Origin of the sequence: Kribbella sp. NPDC051718 (assembly GCF_040681515.1) — a bacterium.
In the GTDB taxonomy this organism is placed as follows: domain Bacteria; phylum Actinomycetota; class Actinomycetes; order Propionibacteriales; family Kribbellaceae; genus Kribbella.
On the sequence record NZ_JBFAYZ010000005.1, the window covers coordinates 336,401 to 359,847 of the forward strand.

Consider the following 23,447-nt stretch of genomic DNA (forward strand, 5'->3'; position numbering starts at 1 on the left):
GATGATTTCGGGAGGAAGTAGACCAACCGAAGTGGTCTAGAGCAGGATCACTACGATTCCCATCTAAGTGATTGACAAAGCAACCACGATCTGGTCGTAGCGCCCGGATCATCCGGTACGGCGTACGCTGAGCGACCGAATCGGGCGACTGAATCGACCGATGGCCGGGTCGGTGCTGGGATCGGGCACCCCCGCCGGTGACAATGGCCCCCAGCCGCCAAGCAGCTCGCGCCGAGTTGCTGTCATTGAGGAGCACGCAGACCCGCATGGCACGCCGTACCAGCAGCACCGCCGAACCCGAGGACTTCGAGGAGCACATCCTCGATGTCGACGTCTCCGACGAGATGCGCAGCAGCTTCCTGGAGTACGCCTACTCGGTGATCTACTCCCGGGCCCTGCCGGACGCCCGCGACGGACTGAAGCCGGTCCAGCGCCGGATCCTGTTCTCGATGGCCGAGAACAACATCCGGCCCGACCGTGGTCACGTGAAGAGCGCCCGCGTCGTCGGCGAGGTCATGGGTAAGTACCACCCCCATGGCGACGGCGCGATCTACGACGCGCTGGTCCGGACCGCGCAGCCGTGGTCGATGCGGCTGCCGCTGATCGACGGCCACGGAAACTTCGGCTCGCTCGACGACGGCCCGGCCGCGATGCGGTACACGGAGTGCCGGATGGCTCCCTCGGCCGTGGCGATGACCAACGGCCTGGACGAGAACGTCATCGACTTCAAGCCGAACTACGACGGCCGCGAGGAAGAGCCGTCCGTACTCCCGGCCGCCTTCCCGAACCTGCTGGTCAACGGCGCCGCCGGGATCGCGGTCGGGATGGCCACCAACATGGCCCCGCACAACCTGGTCGAGGTGATCCAGGCGCTGCGGCACCTGATCAAGACGCCGGGCGCCGACGTCGACGACCTGATGCGCTTCATCCCCGGCCCGGACCTGCCGACCGGCGGCAAGATCGTCGGCCTGGAAGGCATCAAGGACGCCTACCTGACCGGCCGCGGCAGCTTCAAGATGCGCGCCACCGCCCGGATCGAGAACGTCACCCCGCGGCGCAAGGGCATCGTGGTCACCGAGCTGCCCTACACGGTCGGCCCGGAGAAGGTGATCGAGAAGATCAAGACGCTGGTCCAGGCCAAGAAGCTGCAGGGCATCGCCGACGTCAAGGACCTGACCGACCGGGCGCACGGCACCCAACTGGTGATCGAGGTCAAGAACGGCTTCGTGCCCGAGGCGCTGCTCGAACAGCTCTACAAGATGACACCGCTGGAGGACTCGTTCTCCATCAACGCCGTCTGCCTGGTCGACGGCCAGCCGCGCACGCTCGGCCTGAAGGAACTGCTCGAGGTCTACCTCGGCCACCGGTACGACGTGACCCGCCGGCGCACCGAGTTCCGCCGCAAGAAGGCGCAGGACCGGCTGCACATCGTCGACGGCCTGCTGGTCGCGATCCTGGACATCGACGAGGTCATCCAGATCATCCGGACCAGCGACGACGCGGCCGCCGCGCGGACTCGCTTGATGGACATCTACGACCTGTCCGAGGTGCAGACCAACTACATCCTGGACATGCCGCTGCGCCGGCTGACCAAGTTCTCCAAGCTCGAACTGGAGACCGAGAAGGGCGAGCTCGAGCGCGAGATCGAGAAGCTGTCGGCGATCCTGGACGACGAGACGCTGCTCAAGAAGACCGTTTCCGAGGAGCTCGCCGACGTCGCCAAGACCTACGGCACCCCGCGGCGTACGGTCCTGCTGGAGTCGTCCGGCGCGACCAAGACCGCCGCCGTGCCGCTCGAGGTGACCGACGACCCGTGCTGGGTGCTGCTCAGCTCCACCGGGCTGCTCGCCCGGACCAACGGCGTCGAGCCGTTCGGCACCGATGACGGCCGCGCCAAGCACGACGCGATCGTCTCCGCGATCAAGAGCACCGCGCGGGGGCAGTACGGGTTGGTCACCAGCGCCGGACGGTTGATCCGGCTCGAGTCGCTCGACCTGCCGGGCATCCCGACGACCGCGTCCGCGCCCAACCTGCAGGGCGGTGCGCCGGTCGCCGAGTTCATCTCGCTCGAAGCGGGTGAGAAGGCGCTGGCCCTCACCACGATGGATCCGGACTCGGTCGGGGTCGCCCTCGGCACGGCGACCGGTGTGGTCAAGCGGGTCACCCCGGATCACCTGAGCAACCGCGACTCGTGGGAGATCATCCGGCTCAACGACGGCGACGAGGTCGTCGGCGCGGTCGAGCTGACCACGGGTGAGGAAGAGCTCGTCTTCGTCTCCAGCGACGCACAACTGCTGCACTACAGCGCTTCCGCGGTACGTCCGCAAGGCCGGACCGCAGGCGGTATGGCCGGCATCCGGTTGGCAGCCGGCCAGAAGGTCGTGTACTTCGGCGCCGTCGACCCGGCCAGGGAGTCGGTCCTGGTCACGATCTCCGGCTCGTCGTCGGCGCTCCCGGGCACCGAGGTCGGCCAGGTCAAGGTCACGCCCTTCAGTGAGTACCCGGGCAAGGGCCGCGCGACCGGCGGTGTCCGGTGCCATCGGCTGCTGAAGGGTGAGGACGGGCTGCTGCTCGCCTTCGCCGGAGCGGCCCCGGTCAAGGCCAGCGCCAACAGCGGCGCCCCGGTCGACCTTCCCCCGCTGGACCCCCGCCGCGACGGTTCCGGCGTACCGGTGGCTCAGCCGATCGCGGCGGTTGCCGCAGACCTGGCAGGCTGATCCCATGAAGAAACTCGTCGCGTTCGGCGCGGCACTCGTCCTGACGGTGTCGCTGGCCGGCTGCAGCGACAAGAAGGACGACGCCGCGGCCAAGACCGGGGACGACCCGGTCGCGCTGCTGACCGAGGTCAAGAAGACGATCGACGAGGCCGCCAGCGTGCACCTCGTGATCACCGGCCGGGACCTGCCGAGCTCCGGGCAGGTGCTGGCCAGCGGTGACGGCGTCGCCACCCACGCTCCCGCGTTCAAGGGCAAGCTGACGGTTCGGGCCGCCGGTTCGCCGATCGACGCGGAGGTCGTCGCGGTCGGCAGCAAGGTCTACGCGAAGCTGCCGTTCACCTCGAAGTTCCTGGAGCTGCCGCCGTCGCAGCTGGCCGGACTGGGCGCGCCCGACCCGGCCATCCTGCTCGACCCGGCCAAGGGCCTGACGTCGGTGCTGCCGACGCTGAAGGACGCCAAGATCAAGGGCGAGACCCGGGACGGCTCGAAGGTGCTGACCGAGGTCACCGGCTCCGTCGAGGGCAAGACGCTGCAGGGCATCTTCCCGAAGGCACCGGCCGACCAGGACTTCCCGAGCACCTTCAAGATCGACAAGGACACCAAGCAACTGGTGTCGGCGACGATCACCGGCCCGTACTACGACGGCGCCACCAGCAGCTATGACGTGACACTGGACAAGTACGGCGAGCAGGTCGAGATCAGCAAGCCGTGACCGCCAGCCCCAGGGCGCGGCTGACGCTCGCGTCGGTCGCGGTCGCCTTCGCGGCGGCGGACACCTACGTCGTCGTACTGGCGCTGCCCGACATGATGTCCGGGGTCGGCCTGTCTGCGGATGAACTGCAGCGGGCCGCCCCGATCGTGTCCGGCTTCCTGCTCGGCTACATCGCAGTGCTCCCCCTGATCGGCCGCATCGCCGATGTGGTCGGCCGCACGCCGGTACTGGTCGGCGCGCTGCTCCTCTTCGCGGTGGGCTCGCTCATCACGGCTAGCGCCTACGACTTGTCGTTGGTGGTCACCGGCCGGTTCCTGCAAGGCGTCGGAGGCGGTGGTCTCGTACCGGCGACGCTTGCCTTGGTCGCCGACCTCTGGCCTTCAGAGAAGCGTGGACTCCCACTAGGCATCGTGGGAGCGGTCCAGGAGCTCGGCTCGGTCCTGGGCCCACTATTGGGTGCCGCTGTGCTCGCTATCGCCGACTGGCGCTACATCTTCTGGCTCAACCTCACAGTCGCCGTCATCCTTGCTCTGCTCCTCCGCGGGCTCCAGCGACCACCTCTGTCGGCCGCAGTGGGGTTACTGGCCTGCATAGCGCTCGGGCTCACGCTCACGGCACCAGAGCGACTAGCCACCGGCATCACGCTTGGCATTCCGTTCGTGCCCTTCAGCGGCGACTCCCGGCTGCTTACGCCGATAGGTGTCGTCTCGCTCGTCCTGCTTGTCCTGTGGCTCGGCCTGATTCTCTTCAAGGCGCGTGCGAGTCTCGCGACCTTGGTGAAGCAGGTGGACCTGCTGGGCGCACTCCTGCTCGCCTGTGCGTTGGCGGGCGTCGTACTGGCCTTCGCAACCGCGGATCCTGAGCGTGAGGTCATGGCACCGGCCGGGCCTTGGCTACTGGTCGCCGCTGCGGTCTTCGCCGGGCTCTTCGCGGTGTGGCAGCGGCGCAGCGCACTAGCGATCGTCCCGCCGGGCCTGCTCGCCGCCAAGCCGGCCTGGGGATCCCTGGTGGTCAGCTTCCTGGTCGGAGCAGCCCTGATCGCAGCACTGGTCGACGTCCCCGTCTTCGCCCGTACTACGCAGAGCGGCGGCCAACTCGCGGCCGCCCTCGTCCTGTTGCGCTTCCTGATCGCCTTGCCCATCGGCGCGGTGGTCGGCGGCTGGCTGACCCGTCGCTACGGACTCGGCCTGATCACCGGCGCAGGACTAGGCCTGGCCGGTGTGATGTTCGTCCTGATGGCCTTCTGGGAGAAGGACGCGCTCAAGCACGCACCGGCCACCATCGCGCTGCTCGTCTGCGGCTTCGGCTTCGGGCTCGCCCTGTCGCCGGTCAACACCGCGATCCTCGGCGCCACCCGGCCGGACAGCCACGGACTCGTCAGTGCCCTGGTCGTGGTCGCCCGGATGATCGGCATGCTGATCGGCGTCTCGGCCCTGACCGCCCTCGGGCTGCGCCGCTACTACACGATCGTCGACGACCTGCCGGCACCGAACGAGCTGTGCCCGGGCAAGGCGCCGACCGCCTGCCGTCCGTTCATCGACGCACTGCAGGACGCCGCCATTTCACAAGTTCACACGATCTTCGCCGGAGCGGCCGTCTGCGCGTTCGCGGCCGCGGTGTTGGCGGTTCTCCTGCTCGGGCGGCGCGGCGCTGTCCACAGGTGACGGTGGTCATGGGGACACGGTGTCCGCTCGCGTACCGTGATGCTTGTGAGCGGAACAGTCAGCGGCAGACCGGGCCTGTGCTCGACGTTCTGTCGTGACCTGCGGGAGCCGATGCCCGGTACGGCAGTCGTCGCCACCGGCTGGCTGGTCGTCGAACAACCGGGTCCGTGGGGCAAGAAGGCGCCGACGCAGAGCCATCTCGATCCCGAGTTCGGCGCCAAGATCGATGCGGATGCGAAGAAGGCCGACCTGCGGTTCGGGTTGATCCGCTCCCCCGGCAAGCACGCGGACGCAGTACCGCGCTCACACCAGGTGTATGTCGCCAGCACGGTGCCGGGCCGGACCTGGCTGCTCGGCGGCAGTGTCTGCGACCCGGCGACGCTGACCGCGCTGGACCTCCTCGCCGTCAGCCGTGGCGACCGGGAGGCAGCGATGCGCTCACTGCCAGAGCTTGCCCCGGTCAACGAATCGATCCTGCTGGTCTGCACCAACGGCAAGCGCGACGAATGCTGCGCACTGCTCGGCCGGCCGATCGTCAATGCACTCGCCGCCCAGGCACCCGGGCGGGTGTGGGAGTCGACCCACCTGGGCGGGCACCGGTTCGCACCGACCGCTACTCTGCTGCCCGCAGGGATGATGTACGGCCAGCTCGACGTGGAGACGGCCGGAGCCATTCTCACCGCGGCCGACCGTGGTGAGACCGTCCTCGAGAAGCTGCGTGGCCGGTCCACCTGGACCAAGCGCGGCCAGCTCGCCGAGATCACCGTCCGCGACCTCATCGGCGAGGCCGGACTCGACGTCCTGGACGTCGTGGCGGAAGACCTGGAGACCGTGACGGTCAGGCACCGCGACGGCCGGCTGTGGTCCGTCGAGGTGATCAGCGAGTCCGCCGATCCACCCCGCCCGGAGTCCTGCGGAAAGGAACCCTTCGCCATGTCGATTTTGCGTGCCGCGAGCATCACCCCCGGAGCCACCCGATGAGCGCCACCCCCGGCGACTTCGACGATCTGCTGGCCGCCAACGCGGAGTACAGCAAGAACTTCCAGTACAGCGGTTTCGACGGGATCGCCCACGCGGGCATCGGTTTCGTCACCTGTATGGACTCCCGGATCCCGCCGCTGGAGCTGCTCGGCCTCAAGCCGGGCGACATGAAGGTCCTGCGCAGCGCCGGCGCCCGGGTGACCGAGCTGACCCTGACCGGCCTGGTGCTCGGCGTCCAGCTGCTCGGCGTGAAGCGGATCATGGTCGTCCCGCACACCCGCTGCGCGATGGCGTCGATGACCGAGGACGAGATGCGCGCCAAGGTCGAGCTGGCCGCCGGCAAACCGGCCGGGTACCTCCCCCTCAACGTCATCCCCGACCAGCTCGAGGCGCTGCGGCACGACGTCGCCGCGGTCCGCGAGCACCCGCTGATCGGCGACGACATCCTGGTCGGCGGCTTCATGTACGACGTCGACACCGGCCTGCTCGAGCAGATCACCTGACCAACACTTAGACCTGGCTCGAAACGCCTCCCACGCATCCGGACCAGCTGGTTACAGTCTGTCGACTTCCCAGCTGGAAAGGTGCATAGGTGGATTCCCAGGTTCTAGCGGCGCAGCAATGGCTCAACCAGACCTACGGCGGCGTCGACGGGTGGGTGACCCTGGACCAGGACGGACAGACCGGCTGGCCGACGATGTTCGGGCTGACCCGCGGGTTGCAGCACGAGCTCGGCATCTCGCCGGTCACGTCCGGGTTCGGGCCGACGACCACCGCGCTGTTCAAGTCCCAGATCGGCCGGATCGACGGCGGTACGACCCGCGAGAACATCCTGCGGCTGCTCAGCGCCGCGCTGTGGTGCAAGGGCTATCCGGGCCTGCCCGGCACGACGGTCAGCTGGGGGCCGCTGGCCCAGTCGGTCGGCTGGGTCCGTGACGACATCGGTCTCGGTGACGCGAACCCGTACGTCGATGTGAAGCTGATGGCGTCGTTGCTGACGATGGACGCCTACATCAAGCTCGGCCCGGGCAGCGCCTCGGTGCGCGACGTCCAGCGCTGGCTGAACGGGACGTACATCAATCGCGCCGACTTCGCGATCGTGCCCTGCGACGGGATCTACGGCCGCGCGGTGCAGACCGCGATGCTGTACGGACTGCAGTACGAGATCGGTATGGCCGACGGTGTTGCCAACGGCAACTTCGGACCGGGCACGCGGGAAGGCATCCGGACGAAGGCGACCGTGAACCCGGGTGCCACCGACGGAGCCAAGCGGTTCGTCCGGCTGTATCAGGCCAGCCTGCGGTTCAATCGGTACGACAGCCCCTTCAACGGCACCTTCGACAACGCCACCGCCGAGCACACCCGCAGCTTCCAGTCGTTCATGGAACTGCCGGTCACCTCCGCCGGCGACTACAGCACCTGGTGCGCGCTACTCGTCTCCTCCGGCGATACCTCGATCGCTACCAGGGGCTTCGACACCAACCACCAGCTGACGCCGTCCGAAGCTGTGGGAGCCGTCCAGGCCGGCTACACCACGGTCGGGCGCTACACCGTGGGCGCCGGCAAGTTCATCACGGCGGGCGAACTCGACGGACTGCGCGCGGCCGGCCTCACCCTGCTGCCGATCCACCAGCGCTTCAACGACTCGCCCTCGGCGATGACGTGGGAGAACGGCCACATCCACGGCGTCGAGGCACTCGAGCGCTGCCGCACGCTCGGCCTGCCGAGCAACAGCCTGGTGTTCTTCTCGGTCGACTTCGACGCGCTGGGCGAAACGATCCACGGACCGGTAGCCGACTACTTCCGAGGGATCAAGGACGCGTTCGCGACCTCACTCAGCATGAACCTCCGGGTCGGTGTCTACGGCACCCGGAACGTCTGCTCGATCATCATCGACGAGCTGGACCTGGCCGAGGCCGCCTTCGTCGCCGGGATGTCCACCGGCTTCTCCGGCAACATGGGCTTCCCGATGCCGGCCAAGTGGCACTACAACCAGATCGTCGAGATCGACAACCAGTTCCCCGGCAGTAGCCCGTTCGGCATCGACAAGGACGTCGTCTCGAACCGGGCCACGCCGGTCAACCTCACCTTCGTCGTCTCACCACCGATCGAGCAGGACGGCTCCGACAGCCCGACCGGCTTCGACGCCTTCTTCGAGTGGATCTGCCGAGCAGAGGTCGCCTGCGAGCGCGCGCTGATCGAAGGCAGCACACCCGGGCAGGACCTCAAACCGTTCAGTTACCGGATCCACGACTACATCGCGCACTGGCTGCAGAAGCCGCGGTACTGGGGCGGCGCGCTCTGGCCGGTCTACACCGCGACCCTCGACGACGGTCTCGAGGGGCTCGCCCGGGCCGCCTGCGAAGCGGAGCTGGGCCGGCTCAGCCCGAACAAGCCATCCACGACCCGCGACTTCGAGCACTTCGCAGCGACCCTGCGCGGATACACCAATTGGGGTATCTCCGCCGCCAAGGACGACTACAGCTACGGCGACCTGGGCGGCTGGCCACTGGATCTGCTGCAGGTCTGGGGATCGTACGACCGGGACCGGAAGACGGATCCAGGGCTCGACCTGGCGCAGTATCTGACGGCGCGGATCGGTGTCCCGAAGGGCGCCGGTGGATTCGAGTGGGCGGACGTCGTCGCCGACTGTGACGCCTACCTGATCGGCCGCCCGATCCTCGAACACAGCCAGGGGATGTCCGCGGCATCGCGCGAGGTGCTGAAGCTCAACTCCCGCGCCCGGGTCGCCAAGTTCTACGCCGATCGCTTCGATCGGTCGGAGGCCAACGTGATCGCCGCCTTCAGCAAGGTGGCCGACGGCATCGACCTCGGCGGGGGCAACTTCCCGGTCACGGATTTCCTCCTGCTGAAGGCTGCCGGTGCCGAGTCGCTGCCCAATGCCGAAGAAGCGCGGATCTGTGCACAGGTGTTCGCGCGGATGTTGGCGGCACAGGCGTGACCATGACCTCCTACTCGATGACTCTCGCGGAAGGCTGTTGCCGATGACCTCCACCGACGGACTCCAGCGCCGGACAGTCCTGGCCGGCGCATTGGCCGGTACTGCAGCGCTTGCTGTTCCTGTGCTTGAGCCGACGCCCGCGGCGGCTGCGGGGCCTGGACTTAGCCCGCAGTCGGCGGCTCGGCTTGTTCATGGCACCGACGGTTCAGCTGTACAGATGCCCGCTGAGCTTGGGGCGTTGCTCAGGGTCGGCGCCTTCGCTGCCGGGGCCGTTGTGACCATCAGGTACGACGAGCGCATCTACTCGGCGGCGCCTACTGCTGTCCTGGTGAGCGGTGACCGGGTCATCCCGGTGCGCGCCGCCGCGACTGCTGGACAGGTCTCGCTGCAACTCCCCCAGTTGCCGGCCGGTAGCTACACAGTTCGCGCTGGTGGACTCGTACGCGACCGCTACCCAGCCGACCTGATCACCGATCCACTGCCGACCACCGTCAAGGTCTCTGAGCCCGGCGGCGCCGTCACTGCCCAGACCCTCAGCAAGCCAGCCGTGAAGGCAGGACTGCCCTGGGGAGTCCAGCTCGGGGCCGGCTGGCTGCAGGCGGCTTGGAGCGACCAGTACTACGCCTGGTACCCGGCAACGGTCACCGTCTACTCCGTAGGCCCGGGCGCGATCCCCGCCGGTTCGCGGATTCGCGTCACCCTCGATGGTGTCGTCTTCGGATCGGTCGCGGTCAGCGCGGCGAGCGATTCACTCGGTCACAAGGTGAACGGCCTTCCCCGGCGTACGTCGGTCGTCGGCCGCCCCGTCGCCACCTGGACCGCGCCGGCTGCGATCCCGGCCGGCATGCGGATCACGTTGACCTGCACCACGGTCGCCCGCAAGTTGAAGGGGGCGCTCGACTGGGTGGAGCCGCCGCTGGTCGACTTCCTGCCGCCGAAAGCGGGCAGGGACGCGCAGCGCCTCACCACCCAGGAGTCGCTCACCCGGATGGACGACGTGTACTCGGTGGCGACCAGGGCGCGGTTCGGTCCAGTCAGCTGATGACGACCTTGCCGGTGTCGAGTTCGTAGTAGGCACCGGCCAGCTTGAGCTCGCCCGACTTCTCCAGTGGTCCGATGACAGTCGACCTGAGGAGTTGGGCGAGCACCAGGTCCACGTTGGCGTGGATGGCGTTGGTGAGGCGGTCGCCGGAACGACCGGCGACCTGCTGGACAGCCGGGCGGAGTGCCTCGACGAGGTAGTCGATGTCGCCTTCGGCTTCCGGGAGCTTGGCGTCCAGGGCCTTGATGGTCGCGTCGACGGCGCCGCAGCGTTGATGGCCGAGCACCAGCAGAAGCGGTGTGCCCAACTCGGCGACCCCGAACTCCAGGCTGCCGGTGACCGACCGATCGAGTACTTCGCCGGCGCTGCGCACGACGACGAGATCGCCGAGGCCCCGGTCGAAGACCAGCTCGATCGGGACGCGCGAGTCGACGCAACCGAGGACCGTCGCGAACGGGTGCTGGGCCTGGCTCACCGCGACTCGTCGCTCGGTGCCTTCGTCGGCGTGCCCGGCCTGGTTGGAGACGAACCGGGCGTTGCCTTCCTGGAGTCGTTGCAGGGCCTGCTCTCCGGTCGTGATCGGTGGCTCGACAGCCGGTCCACCACCTCCCGCGGGCGCTGCGGCGGCTGGGGTTTGGGGCGAATTGGTCTTGGCGCCTTGGTCGTTGGCGGCGCACGCGGTCAGGGCGGCGGCGCCAAGCGTCGTACCGGCTGCCAGCAGGAATCTTCGGCGGTTCGGGGCAGTTTCGGTCACGGAATGCTCCTCACAGGACACACGGCGTTGGGCGACGCCACCTCAGACGGTAGTGCTTTGCATACTGTCTGCCATAGCCAAACCTGTTCGGATCTCTCGGTCTCGCTCCCGGAATCTGATAGACATCACGTATGAGACTCCGCCCAAGCTCTCTTCCCCGCCTCGTCCTGCTCGGCGCGCTGGCCCTCACCACCGCCCTGACCGCCACCCCGGTCGCCACCGCGGCCCCGGTGGCCGACCAGACCCTCAAGCCGACCTGCTTCGACTCCGGTACCGCCGGGACCGTCGAGGAGCAGCGTCTCGGCCGTGGTGTCGCCGGTGGCCCCTCGGTACCGGCCGAGATCCTGGCCCGGTCCGGATTCGATCGCCAGGTGGCCTTGTTCAGCAAGCTGCTGTGTGCGGTGCCGAACCGTGCCGCGGCGAGCGCTCTCGTGCGCGTGCAGGGTGAGGTGCTGTGGCGCACTGCCACCCACCGGGCCCAACACCCGCAGGCTGCACCTGCCTTGCCCGCAACCGATGACCGCGGCCTGTACTGGGCCCGCATCTCGATGGCGCTCGCGCTGCGCCAGTGGCAGCCAGACCACTTCAGCCTCGGTACGGCGGAGCGCGCAGAGCTGATCCGCAGCCTCGAGTACTCGTCGCGCGGGATCACCAGCACGCGGTTCTCCCCCGGCGTACAGAAGATCCTGGTCACCGGGTTCGATCCGTTCACGCTCGACGCGGACATCCGGATCGGCAACCCGTCCGGTGCGAACGCGCTCACCCTGGACGGTCAGCGCTGGAAGGTGAACGGCAAGACGTACGAGATCCAGACCGTCGTCTTCCCGGTCCGCTACACCGACTTCGACGAGAGCATGGTCGAGAACGCGCTCGCCCCGCACTACCGTGGCGGTCCTCAGCACGCGGATCTCGTCGTGACGATGAGCCAGGGCCGGGTCGGGATCTTCGATCTGGAGGCGTTCAACGGACGCCGCCGCTCGGTCAGCTCGATCGGCGACAACAACAACCTCTGGGGTGGCGGCACGATCAACGCGCCGGTCGTCTCACCGAGCATGCCGGCGGGGCCGGAGTGGCTCACCTCGAGCCTGCCGCTCGCCCGGATGGCGGGCGCGACGGTGCCGGCCCAGTTCCGGACGCGGGTGAACACCTCGGTCCTCGAGATCCCTGCCGGCGAGACCCTCCCGGTGCGCCGCCCTGACGGCCCGACCCCGGGCTCCATCGCCTCCGAGGGCGCCGGCGGCGGGTACCTCAGCAACGAGGTCGCCTACCGCAACACCCTCCAGCGCGACTTCCGCGATCCGTCGATGCCGGCCGGACATCTGCACGTACCGGTGCTCAAGTTCGACGTCGCCAACACGACGGCGATCACAGACCCGACGTACGAAGCCAACCGCGACGATATCGTCGCAGGCGCCCACGCGGTACTCCGGGCAGCCCTCGGCTAACTCCCGGCAAAACTCGCCTTCGCGGCGTCCAGGGCCTCCTGCCCGACGTCGCGAAGGTGGGTGGCCACCGACCAGCGGATGCCGAAAGGATCGCGCAAGGTGGCGGACCGAGCTCCGAAGAAGGTGTCCGCCAGCGGCTTCTCGATCACCGCGCCGGCCTTCTCGGCAGCCGCGACGGTGGCGTCGACATCCGGCACGTACAGGTTCAGTGCATAGGTCGGCAGGCTGTCCGTGGCGGGCGCCTCGACACCGGCTTCGGGGTAGCTGTCGGACAGCATGAAGGCGGTCCCGTCGATCTCCAACTCAGCATGGCCGATCCGCCCGTCAGCGCCGACGAACGGCGTCTCGGTCGGCAGCGCGCCGAACACTTCGCCGTACCAGTCGATGGCCTTCGCGGCATCGCGACAACACAAGTACGGCGTCAGCACACGCCCGTGCGGCGGCAGGTAGCTCATGGCGGACATCCTGTACCAGCCGGGCTGCCGAAGACCACGGCTCAGGACGCGAGAATCACCGGGAACGCCTGCAGCACCGACGCGAGGTGGTGCGTGGGCACCTCATCCGGCGTAGCGGCCGCCGGATGATGGTTGCCGATCAGGATCGTGGACAACCCGGCCGCGATCCCACCGGCGATGTCGTACGCCGGGTGATCCCCCACCATCCAGCCGTCGGCGAGCGTCGCGCCGGTCTGGGCTGCGGCGATCTTGAAGATCCGCGGATCGGGCTTCCGTACTCCGACCGCCTCGGAGATGCAGCAGTAGTCGACGACGGCCGCGATCCCGGTCCGCTCCAGCTTGATCGACTGCTGGGCCACCCCGCCGTTGGTGATCACGGCGACGCGCCATCCCGCAGTACGGAGTGAGGCCAGCCCTGGCACCACGGCAGGGTCGATCGAGGCGAACACCGGGTACTCCCGGTCGTACGCGTCGACCAGCGCGGTGATGTCGGCGTCGAGCCCGAACCGCTCCTTCACCCCCGCGAACAGTTCTTCGCGTGGACGGTACCCACCGCCGTCGTGCTCGTGTAGCCAGTCCACCGCTTCCGGCCCGAGCCCTTCGCGCTGGACCCACCAATCGACCCAGTCGCGGAAGGCTCGATCCCGATCGATCAGCGTGTTGTCCAGGTCGAAGCAGGCGAGGCGGGGCACCCGCTCAGGGTTTCACACTCTGTTTCGGGAGGAGCAGGGAGAGTAACGCGGCGGCGGCCGTGAAGCCGGTGGCCCACCAAAAGGCTGTGCCATAGGCGTCGGAGAGCTTGGCCGAACTGGTGGCCGCAGTCGTGAGGATGACGGCCAGCACGGCCGTACCGAACGAGCCACCGACCTGCTGGGCGATCCGGGTGATGATGCTGGCGTCCGGCATCTCGTGGTGTTCGAGACCGACGTACGCGCCGGTCATCAACGGGATGATGACTGCTCCCAGACCAAGGCCCCGGACCAGCAGGACCACCATCAGGAACCAGGTGTTCGTACCTTCCGACGCGAAGGCGAACGGAACGGTCGCGATCGTCATCACCACGAAGCCGGTGACCGCGACCCAGCGTCCGCCGATCTTGTCGGTCAGTCGGCCGGCCAGCGAGCGGGAGGCCAGCGCGCCGATGCCTTGTGGCACGAGCAGGAGACCGGCGCCCAATGCGTCTTCGCCCCGGATCTGTTGCCAGTACAGCGGGAGGAGCAGCATCGCGCCGTACAGGGCGATACCGGTGAGGAACAGCAGCGCGGTCGAGATGGCGAGCGCGCGATGGCGGAAGAGTTGCAAGTCGATGAGAGCCTGCTCGCCACGCCGGGCCGCCCACCACAAGAACGCAGCCAGCAGAGCGAGTCCGGCGATCATCGGGACCAGTACTTCGCTATGGCCGAAGCCGCCGTTCTCGCCGACCTTGCTGAGGCCGTAGATCACGCCGACCACGCCGGGCGAGACCAGCAACAGCCCGACGACGTCCAGCCGCACCCGCCGATCGGGTTCGCCTGCTGGGAACAGCCGGATCGCGAGCAGCAGGCCGGCGATGCCGAGCGGGAGGTTGACCAGGAACATCCAGTGCCAGCTGACGTAGTGCAGGATGATGCCGCCGACCACCGGGCCGAGGATCGGGCCGACCGCGGCCGGCAAGCTGACGGCTGCCATCAAGCGCCCGAGGTTCCGGCCCTTCGCCGCCTGCATCAGGATCGTGGACATCAGCGGCAGCATCACGCCACCCCCGATGCCTTGCAGGGCACGGAACGCGATCAAGCTCGTCACGTCCCAGGACAGCGCGCACAGGAGCGAGCCGATGGTGAAGACGCTCAGCGAGACCAGCCACAATCGCTTGCTGCCCAAGCGGCTCTGCGCCCAGCCGGTGATCGGCATCGTGACGAACATCGCGATCAGGTACGCCGTACTGACCCACTGCAGAGTCGACACCGACGCGCCGAGCGCGGCGCCGAGATCATGCAGCCCGACGCTGACGATCGTGGTGTCGAGGATGACCGCCATCACGCCCGTGACGAGGGCGATCGCCAGCTTCTTGAGCTGTGGATCGATACCGGTGGCAGTTTGCTCGGACACTGAAGCCCCCATTAGATACATGAACGTTTCTTATCGCCACGGTAGGTCGATCGGATAAGATACGCAAGTGGATCTTGAGAGCGAGCCGGTACGCCGCCGCCGTGGCGCCGAACTCGAGGACGCCCTGCTGGCCGCGGCCTGGGACGAACTCCTGGAGACCGGGTACGCCGCGCTGACCATCGACGCCGTGGCTCACCGCGCGGGCACGAGCCGGCCGGTCATCTACCGCCGCTGGCCGACCAAGGCCGACCTGGTCCGCGCCGCCGTCGACCACAGGATGCTGCGCGACCTGCCGCTCCCCCCGGACACGGGCTCGCTGCGCACCGACCTGATCGAGCTCATGCACTTCGCCAACCAGCACCGGGCAGGCTTCACGGTGCTGCTCACGTACTACCTCGGCCCGTACTTCCAGGAGACCGGCACGAGCCCGGCCGATCTGCGCGAGAACGCCTTCGAGCACAGGGCGACCGGCACCGACGTGATTCTGGCCCGCGCGGCCGCACGCGGCGAACTGGACCCCGCCCGCCTCACCCCGCGGATCCGATCCCTACCCTTCGACCTCTACCGCCACGAAGCCCTGATGACCCTCAAACCGGTCCCGGACGATGTGATCCTGGAGATCGTGGACGAGATCTTCCTCCCCCTCGTCCAGTCCATCGAGCGAGAAAGATCCTGATGACTCCCACCTGGAAGCCTGATGTGCTCGGCGACGATTACCAGCAGCACACCATCGCCCTCGGTCCCGACCCGGATGGCGAAGGCGAGGCCGAAGCAACCCTGGTACGGCGGACTGCTTCCGCAGAGCCCGACCGCGTGGTGCTCTACGTCCACGGGTTCGCCGACTACTTCTTCCAGACCGGACTCGCCGACTTCTTCACCGACCGGGGCACCGCTTTCTACGCTCTGGACCTTCGCAAGTGCGGCCGAGCCCGCCGCCCCGGCCAGATGGCCCACTACGTCTCCGACCTCGCCCTGTACGACGCTGAGCTCGACCAAAGCATCGAGCTGGTCACCCAGGCACACCCCGGACTGCCGATCACCGTCGTCGCCCACTCGACCGGTGGCCTCATCGTCCCGCTCTGGCTGGACCGCCGACGCCGCAACGGCCGCCCGGCCCCCATCGACTCGGTCGTACTCAACAGCCCTTGGCTGGACCAGCAAGGCAGCGCGATGCTCCGCGGCCCGATCACCTGGGCCCTGATCCCGCTAGCCCGCGTCATCCCGAAGCGGGTCCTCCCCGCCCCTGTCGGCGGCATCTACGGAAACTCAATCCACGTCTCCGGCACCGGCGCGTGGGACTTCGACACCGTCCTCAAGCCGCTGCTCGGTTTCCCCGTCACCGTCGGCTGGCTCAACGCCGTCCGCCGAGGCCACCGCAAGGTCCACCAAGGCCTGGACACCGGAGTGCCCACCCTCGTCCTGCACTCCGACAAAACCCACTTCGCCAAGTCGTACACCGAAGCCTCAGACCAAGCCGACCTGGTTCTCGACGTCAAGCAGATCGCCCGCTGGGCCCCCCACCTGGGCCCCCAGACAACAGTCGTCGTCATCCCCAACACCCGCCACGACGTCTTCCTCAGCCAACCCACCCCCAGAGCAGCCGCCTACGCAGCCGTCACCACCTGGCTCAACACCACCCACCGCGGTGAATAGCCCGGCCGGTGATGGTTCGCAGTAGGTGATGACCAGGGAGTTGGCCAGGGTGTGTGCCGGGTGCGGGGTGTGGCCGGGGCGAGCACAGTGAGTAGAGAAACCGGAGCGGTCGCGGGTCCGCCGGCGAGGCGCCAGGTGGGAGGCGGTTGTTCATGCGTTGTGACATCACTCCGGGTGGCGCCTTCCCCGACTGCGCGTTGGTGGATCATGCCGGCCGGGGTCGGACGCTCAGTGAGCTCCAGGGCCGGGATCCACTGATCGTTGTGCTGTCTCGTGGTCACCGCTGTCCCGAGGAGTACCAGCATCACCTCGAGTTGGCGGCGTTCCAGTCGAAGCTGGCGGCGGGGTGTGCCCGGATGGTGACGATCTCGACCGACGCAGCCCCGTTGCTGCAGGAGTTTCGGGCCGCGGTCGACGCTCGATGGACGTTTCTGTCGGACCCGGGACGAACGGTCCAGCTGGATCTGGACATCCAGGACTACACCGACCCCGACAACGACCCAATGGTCCCGTACACCTTCGTCCTCAAACCGGGGCTGGTCATTCACGCCATCTACAACGGCTACTGGCTCTGGGGCCGTCCCACCGCCGACGATCTGTGGCTCGACCTGCGCGCGGTGACCCAGGAGATCCGCCCTGACTGGGACCTTGGTGCACCAGGTCTACGAGCCTCCTGGACAGCGGGCGACCGGTTCCCGTTCGACAGATGGGCCGCGCGACGGGCGGCTAGCGAATCACGCTCCCCCGAAGCTGGCGGCGAGAGCTGATCCCCAGCTTGCTGAACACTTTGCGCAGATGCCACTCCACCGTGCGCGCGCTGATGAACAGCTGAGCGCCGATCTCGGGATTCGACAGGCCGTCTCGCGCCAGCCGCGCGATCTGCGCTTCCTGGGCGGTGAGCTCGTGCCGCGCCTCCGTCGTGTGTTTCGGTACCGTCGCGCCCGCGACGGTAAGTTCCCGGCGGGCGCGCTCGGCGAATCCACCCATCCCCATCGAACTGAACATGGCGTGGCCGATGGTCAACTGACCGCGCGCATCGGCTCGCCGGTTCGACCGACGAAGCCACTCCCCGTAGAGCAGGTGCGCCCGAGCCAGCTCCGCCCGGACCTGGGCCTGGCTCAAATGCAGGACGGCCTCGCGGAACCAGCGTTCTGCTTCATCGCCTTCGGTCACCAGCGCCCGAGCCCGGGCCGCCATTCCGAGCGCCCAGTCGGTGCCACTGGCCAGCGCCTTGGTGGAAAGGCGCTCGGCGGCCTCCTCGGCCAGCTCCGGCCGCCCGGTCCGCGTGGCCGACTCGACCAGCTCCGTCAGTCCCCAGTTGTGAGCGACCATCTCCTGCGGATCCTCACAAGCGCGCCGGGCGGCCGCCAGCGCCTCGTCGTACCGGCCGATGCCGTTGCAGAGGACGGCGAGGGCGTACTCGCTGATCGCGACGCCGACCCCCTCGCCGCGCGCGGCCGCCTCGCGCAGCGTGATCTCGATCAGCTCACTGCTCTCGGCGACCTGTCCACGCCACGCGGCGACGATCAACGCGCCGTACGGCGCCTCATCGATGCCCATCGCGTCCCGGACGGATTGCGCCTCCTCGACCAGAGCGGCGGCGGCCGTCAACTCGCCGCAGAACACCAGGACCGGCGTTCGCGAACCGAGCGCGAGCGGAAGCTCGCTCAGGGCACCGGTCCTCCTGGCCGCGTGGAGATGCTGGTGTGACAGCGCATAGGCGCTCTCGTCGTCCCACACTTCGAGTGCCAGTACGCAGCCCTGCCACAGCCAGCGCAGTCTTTCCTGGCTCGCGGTCTCTTCGGTGCGGAGCCTGCGCAACGCCATCCGGCAGGACGGGATCGCGCCGACGTAGTCGTCGGTCAGCGCGATGAAGGCGTCCAGCAGCAAGTCCCCTGGGGTCGGCGCCTGGTCCGCGCGGAGCGCAACAGGCCGGGCGGCCCGAGCTACATCGACGATGCTCACTCCACCGTTGAGGCGGGCTGCGAACTGCGCAGCCGAGAAGGCGTCCAGGTAGGTCTGTCGAGCTAGCTGCGGGTCGACTGGTTCGAGGCGTCGCGCGGCCGCGAGCAGGAGTGGAGTCGCCTTGCTGCCACGTCTGGAAGCAAAGGCGAGCAACGCCCCGACCAGGTCGATCTGGGCGTGGTGCGCCGGATCGGCCGGCCCGGCTGCGGCAGTGGCGAGCAGACGGCGGGCGATCTCGAAGGCGCCGGTCTGGACGTTGGCGAAGGCGGCGGCCAGCGCCAACCGGGCGCGGGTCGCCAGATCGGGCGAGAGGTCTGTTGCCCGGGTCAGGAAAGCCGCCGCTGCCACCAGACCGCCCCTGGCTTGGGCCCGCCCGGCCGAGCGTTCCAGCTCGGCCGCCACCTCTTCGTCGGGTTCCGCCGTCGCGAGTGCGCGATGCCAGGCGTGACGATCAGGATCGGCCTTGGCGTCGGTGGCCTGGGCGAGCGCACGATGAACCCGGTGGCGATCGTCAACCGTGGCGGCTCGGTAGCTCGCGGATCTGATCAGGGGGTGGGCGAACTCCACCCGATTGTGAATCTGGAGCAGCCTGTCGTCCATCGCCGGTGCCGCGACGGACATCTCGAGGCCGAGCGTCGCGGCGGCCCTGCGAAGGAGTTCGGCATCGCCAAGTGGCTCGGCGGCAGCGGTGAGCACCAGCAGCCGGGTCTCCGGCGAGAGGCTGAGAAGACGCCTGCGATAGCTTCGCTCGATCTTGCCGGCCACCGCGTGGCTGTCGGGCAGCCCGAATCCGCCGGCCAGATCCGCGGGAGTCCAGGTGCGCGGGAGTTCCAGGAGGGCGAGCGGATTGCCATGGCTTTCGACGATGATCTGGTCGCTGACGGCCACGTCGAGCGGCCCGTGCATCGTGCCCAGCAGTAGCGTCCGGGCGTCGGCGTCTTCGAGTCCGGTGATCTGCAGCGAGCGCAGTCCGTCGAAAACGTCGTCCTCGACCCCGGTCCGCGCGGCACAAACGAAGGCGACCCGCTCGGCGAGAAGCCGGCGAGCGACGAATCCGAAGACCTGAACGGACGACCGGTCCAGCCACTGCGAGTCCTCGACGATGCAGATCAGCGGGTGCTTCTCGGCGGCCTCCGCTACCAGGCTGAGCGTCGCGAGGCCGACCATGAGCCGATCAGGTACGGGCCCGGCGCTCAATCCGAACACTGTGGCGAGCGCATCGCGCTGCGGTTCGGGCAAGCGTTCGAGGTGATCCAGCAGCGGAGCACACAACTGGTGGAGGCCGCTGTAGGCCACCTCCATCTCCGACTCCACGCCGGTGACCGTCGCGACCCTCCAACCGGCGACCCGTCCGGACAGATAGGCCAGCAAGGCGGTCTTGCCCACGCCGGCGTCGCCACGCAGTACCAGGACCCGGCTCCCGCCGGCGAGTACATCGGCCACCAGCTGGTCCAGGACCGCACACTCGCTCTGCCGTCCGAGTAGCCGGGGAGCAGGGTCAGTGGCCGCCCTGGACATGGCGGCCCTCCTGGATCCGTCTTCTGCGTGGCGAAACCGTCTGCACTCGATCCATGTCGCTCCCACGGGGATGCCCTGACCATCCCCAGTGACAGCGCTACCGGACGTTCATCATTCCGGGGCGGATGTTGAAGCAACGCCAGCGTAGGTCTTGGGCGGCCGCAGGGGAACAGTCACGACCCCTCGTGGCAGCGGCTGCCCTCACCGAGGCGAGCGCAGCCGGCGGGAGGCCGAGGCGTGGTACGGCGCCAGGAAGGTGGTCAGTGCAGCGAGGGTTGCCGCGGGCGCTTGCTCGGCGACCCAGTGCCCGGCGCCAGGAATGACTGCAGGCGTGATGTCGACGACCGCGGGCTCCATGTCCTTCGCGACCAGTCCGCCCCAGCTGTTGATGCCGCCGATGCCGAGTACCGGGATGGTCAGCTTGGTGTCCTTGCGCACCGCGTTCTGTTCGACGGTGGCGTCCCAGGCTCGGTAGTGCCCGAAGCTGGCGCGCAGGGCGTCCCGATTGCGGGTGTAGAGGCTGACGTAGTACCTGATCGCGTAGTCCGGCAGGGTCGCGCCACCGCCCTGGATGGAGAACTCGTAGCGGTAGTACGCGTCGGCGTTGCTGCCGACCATATCGACGACGAGTTCGTCGTCGACGCGGTTGAACGCGATGTGCCACAGCTTGTTGTTCGCCCCGGCGAAGATGAAGTACGACGGCGCCTCGCCCACGCCGGGCGGACCGGGAACCTCGGCGACCGCCAGGCGCTCCACCCGGTCTCGATGGTCGGCGGCCAGGGCGTAGCTGATCACCATGCCGGTGTCGTGCCCGACCACCGCGAACCGTGGATGACCGAGTGCTGTCATCAAGGCTGCGAGATCGGCGGCAAGCGTTCCCGCGTCGTACCCCGTGCGGGTCTTCTCGCTGAGCCCGAGACCGCGTTGGTCGACCGCGATCACCGTGTAGTTCTTGGCCAGCGCCGGCATCAGGAAGCGCCACGTGTACCAGTTCTCCGGCCAGCCGTGGACCAGCAGCAGGGGCGGCCCCTCGCCCCCGATCACGACGTGCTGGCGGATCCCGTTGGCGCTGACGAACCGGCTCTTGAAGACCCGCGCGAACCCGGCCGGCAGCCGCGGAGCCGTGGCGACATTACCGAAGTCGTCGGAGATCCGACCGAGCGTCCGCGCTTCGGCCGGCGACGCCCAACCCCCGACCAGTGCAGCTCCGGCGGCCGCACCCGCTCCGGCGAACGTACGCCGCGACAACCCTCGGCCGGCGTCGTGGCCGGCCGGATCAGCAATAGCGTTGCCGGCCGGTTCCGGCTCGTGCGGTGAACTGTTCATGACCGTTCTCCTTGTCTGGCGACCACCGACTGTGGCCGAGCACCTCACCAGCCTGATCCGGCCGACGTCGATCGCCCACCGGTCAAAGTCCCTGGTCAGCGGCCCGCCGGGCGGACCAGGGACTCTCCCTGGTCCCCGTACGCCGCATCGGCGCGAGCATGGAGATCGTCGGCCGGATCAGCGCCGACCTCCCCCGCACCGCTGTGGAAAGGACTTGCCATGCCCGTAGATCTCGAGCAGTTCCCTGTTGCCGACGGCCCTGGTTCCGTCGCCCAGGCGCCTGAGCTCCCGCTCAGGTTCGCCGAGACGTTCAGCAGCCGGTTCGTGGAGACGGCCGGACTCCGTCAGCATGCAGTTGTCGGAGGCAACGGTCCCGCCGTGCTGCTGATCCACGGCTGGCCGGAGAACTGGTACGCCTGGCGCTTCGTGATGCCGGCGCTGGCCGAGAACCACACGGTGATCGCAGTCGACCAGCGAGGACTAGGCCTGACCGGCAAACCCGACGACGGCTATGACGCGGGCACACTGGCCGGCGACCTGATCGCGTTGATGAACGCGCTCGGGCACGAACGCTTCTCGGTGGTCGGACACGACACCGGCGTGGTGGCCGCCTACGCCCTGGCTGCCGACAACCCCGACCGGGTGACCCGACTCGCCGTCGCAGAGATCCCCGGCCCGCCCGGCGCGACTCCTGCTCCGCCGCTGTTCGTCCCGGGTCCGCTGAACGACAAGGTCTGGCACATTCCCTTCAACCGCGCGGGCAAGGTGGCCGAACAGCTCGTCGAGGGCAAGGAGCACATCTTCTTCGGCTACGAGTTCGCCATCCAGGGCGGCAAGCCTCTGCCTGACGCGACGATCGACTACTACGTCCAGGGCTTCACCAACCCCGAGTCGCTGCGCGGCTGCTTCGGGTTCTACCGCGCCTGGGACACCACCATGGCGCAGAACAAGGAACGGGCGACGAAGCCGCTACCGATGCCGGTACTGGCAATCGGTGGGGCCGACAGCTGGGCGGATCACGTCGCGGACGGAATGCGTCCGGTCGCCACCGACGTCCAGGGCGCTGTCATCGCCAGCGCCGGCCACTGGGTCGCCGAGCAGGCGCCCGAGGAACTGCTGGCGGTACTGACGACTTTCCTGGCGGGCTGACGACACCATGACGACCACGGCGGAGGCAGGGGCCGGGACAGCGGCGGCACGGACCGGCCCGCGCGAATGGGCGTTGCCCATCACGCTCTTCTCGATCCCGCTCGGCCTGGCCGGCCTCGGCGGAGCCTGGGCCGCGGCAACTCAGTTACTCGGCGCCCCGCGGGCGCCGCACGAGGTCGTGTACGCCGCGGCCACCGTCGTCTGGGCCGTCTTCACCGTCGTGTACGTCGTCGGCACCATCAGGAAGGACTCCAGCAGCTTCGGGCTGGATCTGCGACATCCGCTGCTGGGACCGCTGACGGCGTACATCCCGGTCATCGCGCTCCTGCTCATCGGCAACCACGCGAGCTTGCTCGGCGGCATCGCGCGGTGGCTGACCATCGCCGCCGTCGCCGCGCTCGCGATCAACGCCGCGCAGCTCGTCGCGCACTGGCTGGCCACTCCGTTCGACCAAAATGCGTTACATCCCGGGTACTTCCTGCCGGTGACGGCCGGACCGTTCATCGCCGCCATCACGCTGGCCCGAATGAACGACCGGACGGGGGCGATGGCCCTGTTCGGTGTCGGCGTCTACTTCTGGCTTCTGCTCGGAGCCGTCATCACCGGCCGGCTGTTCTTCGGATCGCCCTTGCCGCCGCAGTTCCAGCCGGTACTGTCCATCCTGCTCTCACCGGCGGGAACAGCGAGCCTGGCCTGGTTCGCTCTCGCGGCCGGCCGCATCGACGACGTCCAGGCCGCGATCGGCGGCATCACCGTCTTCATGCTGCTGATCCAGCTCTTCTTCGTTCCCGGCTACCTGCGGTTGCCCTTTACCGCCCAGCACTGGGTCTTCACTTTCCCGTTGGCGGTGCTCGCGAACATGGGAGTCCGCTGGTCGGCCGGCCTGCACTTCGCCGGCTGGAAGATCGTCGGCTGGACCGGTCTGATCATCTCCACCACGGTCATTCTCACGATCGTGGCAGGAACCCTGCGCGACGTCGTCCGCTGGACCAGGGCCCGGCGGACGACGTGAGCAA

Annotated in this window: 19 protein-coding genes; 13 read left to right on the forward strand and 6 right to left on the reverse strand. The window is 68.3% G+C overall.

From position 1 onward, the window contains the following. The first annotated feature begins 266 nt into the window (after window positions 1–266). The 7 genes from AB0M15_RS20900 to AB0M15_RS20930 all read left to right on the forward strand — a co-directional run bounded on the left by AB0M15_RS20900 (window position 267) and on the right by AB0M15_RS20930 (window position 10,078). Window positions 267–2,717, forward strand: coding sequence for a DNA topoisomerase IV subunit A (locus tag AB0M15_RS20900; protein ID WP_363821213.1), 2,451 nt, complete (start codon window positions 267–269; stop codon window positions 2,715–2,717). Window positions 2,718–2,721: 4 nt separating this feature from the next. Further along, window positions 2,722–3,429 (forward strand): LppX_LprAFG lipoprotein, encoded by a 708-nt coding sequence (locus tag AB0M15_RS20905; RefSeq protein WP_363821216.1) that lies wholly within the window; start codon window positions 2,722–2,724, stop codon window positions 3,427–3,429. After that, the gene (locus AB0M15_RS20910) at window positions 3,426–5,093 is read left to right on the forward strand and encodes an MFS transporter (protein WP_363821219.1); all 1,668 of its coding nucleotides are present in this window, start codon (window positions 3,426–3,428) and stop codon (window positions 5,091–5,093) included. Before AB0M15_RS20905 ends, AB0M15_RS20910 begins: the two co-directional genes overlap by 4 nt. A 45-nt stretch (window positions 5,094–5,138) precedes the next feature. Further along, a complete protein-coding gene (locus tag AB0M15_RS20915; protein ID WP_363821221.1) occupies window positions 5,139–6,074 on the forward strand; it encodes a sucrase ferredoxin in 936 nt (311 codons plus the stop codon). Then, window positions 6,071–6,577, forward strand: a complete 507-nt coding sequence (locus AB0M15_RS20920) for a carbonic anhydrase (protein ID WP_363821223.1) — start codon at window positions 6,071–6,073, stop codon at window positions 6,575–6,577. The genes AB0M15_RS20915 and AB0M15_RS20920 overlap by 4 nt, the downstream gene beginning before the upstream one ends. A gap of 89 nt (window positions 6,578–6,666) precedes the next feature. Beyond that, on the forward strand, window positions 6,667–9,036 hold the full coding sequence (locus tag AB0M15_RS20925; RefSeq protein ID WP_363821228.1) for a glycoside hydrolase domain-containing protein: 2,370 nt from the start codon (window positions 6,667–6,669) through the stop codon (window positions 9,034–9,036). Window positions 9,037–9,079: 43 nt separating this feature from the next. After that, complete coding sequence (locus tag AB0M15_RS20930) at window positions 9,080–10,078, forward strand: hypothetical protein (RefSeq protein WP_363821233.1); 999 nt, start codon at window positions 9,080–9,082, stop codon at window positions 10,076–10,078. Here the strand turns inward: AB0M15_RS20930 and AB0M15_RS20935 are convergent. Next, the gene (locus AB0M15_RS20935; RefSeq protein WP_363821236.1) at window positions 10,071–10,832 is read right to left on the reverse strand and encodes a carbonic anhydrase; all 762 of its coding nucleotides are present in this window, start codon (window positions 10,830–10,832) and stop codon (window positions 10,071–10,073) included. The genes AB0M15_RS20930 and AB0M15_RS20935 overlap by 8 nt on opposite strands. Window positions 10,833–10,963: 131 nt before the next feature. On the opposite strand from AB0M15_RS20935, the gene AB0M15_RS20940 reads away from it, so the two are divergent. Then, on the forward strand, window positions 10,964–12,277 hold the full coding sequence (locus AB0M15_RS20940; RefSeq protein ID WP_363821243.1) for a hypothetical protein: 1,314 nt from the start codon (window positions 10,964–10,966) through the stop codon (window positions 12,275–12,277). On the opposite strand, the gene AB0M15_RS20945 is transcribed toward AB0M15_RS20940, so the two are convergent. From AB0M15_RS20945 to AB0M15_RS20955, 3 genes are read right to left on the reverse strand one after another with little or no spacing between them, the layout of a single operon-like run. Then, window positions 12,274–12,732, reverse strand: coding sequence for a VOC family protein (locus AB0M15_RS20945; protein ID WP_363821250.1), 459 nt, complete (start codon window positions 12,730–12,732; stop codon window positions 12,274–12,276). The two genes, AB0M15_RS20940 and AB0M15_RS20945, sit on opposite strands and share 4 nt — an antisense overlap. 41 nt (window positions 12,733–12,773) lie before the next feature. Beyond that, window positions 12,774–13,424 (reverse strand): HAD family hydrolase, encoded by a 651-nt coding sequence (locus AB0M15_RS20950; RefSeq protein ID WP_363821255.1) that lies wholly within the window; start codon window positions 13,422–13,424, stop codon window positions 12,774–12,776. 4 nt (window positions 13,425–13,428) lie between these two features. After that, window positions 13,429–14,820, reverse strand: a complete 1,392-nt coding sequence (locus tag AB0M15_RS20955; protein WP_363821260.1) for an MDR family MFS transporter — start codon at window positions 14,818–14,820, stop codon at window positions 13,429–13,431. Between the two features lie 67 nt (window positions 14,821–14,887). Here AB0M15_RS20955 and AB0M15_RS20960 point away from each other — a divergent pair, with 67 nt between their 5' ends. The 3 genes from AB0M15_RS20960 to AB0M15_RS20970 all read left to right on the forward strand — a co-directional run bounded on the left by AB0M15_RS20960 (window position 14,888) and on the right by AB0M15_RS20970 (window position 17,240). Continuing rightward, window positions 14,888–15,496 carry a TetR/AcrR family transcriptional regulator gene (locus AB0M15_RS20960; protein WP_363821268.1) on the forward strand — a complete coding sequence of 203 codons (609 nt, stop codon included), beginning with the start codon at window positions 14,888–14,890 and terminating at the stop codon, window positions 15,494–15,496. After that, window positions 15,496–16,473, forward strand: a complete 978-nt coding sequence (locus tag AB0M15_RS20965) for an alpha/beta hydrolase (RefSeq protein WP_363821275.1) — start codon at window positions 15,496–15,498, stop codon at window positions 16,471–16,473. The genes AB0M15_RS20960 and AB0M15_RS20965 overlap by 1 nt, the downstream gene beginning before the upstream one ends. 152 nt (window positions 16,474–16,625) lie before the next feature. After that, window positions 16,626–17,240 (forward strand): redoxin domain-containing protein, encoded by a 615-nt coding sequence (locus AB0M15_RS20970; protein WP_363821280.1) that lies wholly within the window; start codon window positions 16,626–16,628, stop codon window positions 17,238–17,240. On the opposite strand, the gene AB0M15_RS20975 is transcribed toward AB0M15_RS20970, so the two are convergent. Both AB0M15_RS20975 and AB0M15_RS20980 read right to left on the reverse strand, forming a co-directional pair. Beyond that, entirely contained in the window at window positions 17,200–19,956 is a 2,757-nt protein-coding gene (locus tag AB0M15_RS20975; RefSeq protein WP_363821284.1) for an AAA family ATPase, read from the reverse strand. The genes AB0M15_RS20970 and AB0M15_RS20975 overlap by 41 nt on opposite strands. Before the next feature lie 201 nt (window positions 19,957–20,157). Further along, complete coding sequence (locus AB0M15_RS20980) at window positions 20,158–21,282, reverse strand: alpha/beta hydrolase (protein ID WP_363821286.1); 1,125 nt, start codon at window positions 21,280–21,282, stop codon at window positions 20,158–20,160. Between the two features lie 219 nt (window positions 21,283–21,501). Here AB0M15_RS20980 and AB0M15_RS20985 point away from each other — a divergent pair, with 219 nt between their 5' ends. Both AB0M15_RS20985 and AB0M15_RS20990 read left to right on the forward strand, forming a co-directional pair. Beyond that, entirely contained in the window at window positions 21,502–22,431 is a 930-nt protein-coding gene (locus tag AB0M15_RS20985) for an alpha/beta hydrolase (RefSeq protein ID WP_363821288.1), read from the forward strand. 7 nt (window positions 22,432–22,438) lie between these two features. Then, window positions 22,439–23,443 carry a hypothetical protein gene (locus tag AB0M15_RS20990; protein WP_363821290.1) on the forward strand — a complete coding sequence of 335 codons (1,005 nt, stop codon included), beginning with the start codon at window positions 22,439–22,441 and terminating at the stop codon, window positions 23,441–23,443. The last annotated feature ends 4 nt before the right edge of the window (window positions 23,444–23,447 follow it).

Bases quoted from the DNA above. Each gene is read 5' to 3' on its own strand.
- AB0M15_RS20970 (WP_363821280.1), top strand. From the start codon at position 16,626: ATGCGTTGTGACATCACTCCGGGTGGCGCCTTCCCCGACTGCGCGTTG.
- AB0M15_RS20905 (WP_363821216.1), top strand. From the start codon at position 2,722: ATGAAGAAACTCGTCGCGTTCGGCGCGGCACTCGTCCTGACGGTGTCG.
- AB0M15_RS20900 (WP_363821213.1), top strand. From the start codon at position 267: ATGGCACGCCGTACCAGCAGCACCGCCGAACCCGAGGACTTCGAGGAG.
- AB0M15_RS20940 (WP_363821243.1), top strand. From the start codon at position 10,964: ATGAGACTCCGCCCAAGCTCTCTTCCCCGCCTCGTCCTGCTCGGCGCG.
- AB0M15_RS20975 (WP_363821284.1), bottom strand. From the start codon at position 19,956: ATGTCCAGGGCGGCCACTGACCCTGCTCCCCGGCTACTCGGACGGCAG.
- AB0M15_RS20945 (WP_363821250.1), bottom strand. From the start codon at position 12,732: ATGAGCTACCTGCCGCCGCACGGGCGTGTGCTGACGCCGTACTTGTGT.
- AB0M15_RS20965 (WP_363821275.1), top strand. From the start codon at position 15,496: ATGACTCCCACCTGGAAGCCTGATGTGCTCGGCGACGATTACCAGCAG.
- AB0M15_RS20990 (WP_363821290.1), top strand. From the start codon at position 22,439: ATGACGACCACGGCGGAGGCAGGGGCCGGGACAGCGGCGGCACGGACC.
- AB0M15_RS20985 (WP_363821288.1), top strand. From the start codon at position 21,502: ATGCCCGTAGATCTCGAGCAGTTCCCTGTTGCCGACGGCCCTGGTTCC.
- AB0M15_RS20920 (WP_363821223.1), top strand. From the start codon at position 6,071: ATGAGCGCCACCCCCGGCGACTTCGACGATCTGCTGGCCGCCAACGCG.
- AB0M15_RS20980 (WP_363821286.1), bottom strand. From the start codon at position 21,282: ATGAACAGTTCACCGCACGAGCCGGAACCGGCCGGCAACGCTATTGCT.
- AB0M15_RS20930 (WP_363821233.1), top strand. From the start codon at position 9,080: ATGACCTCCACCGACGGACTCCAGCGCCGGACAGTCCTGGCCGGCGCA.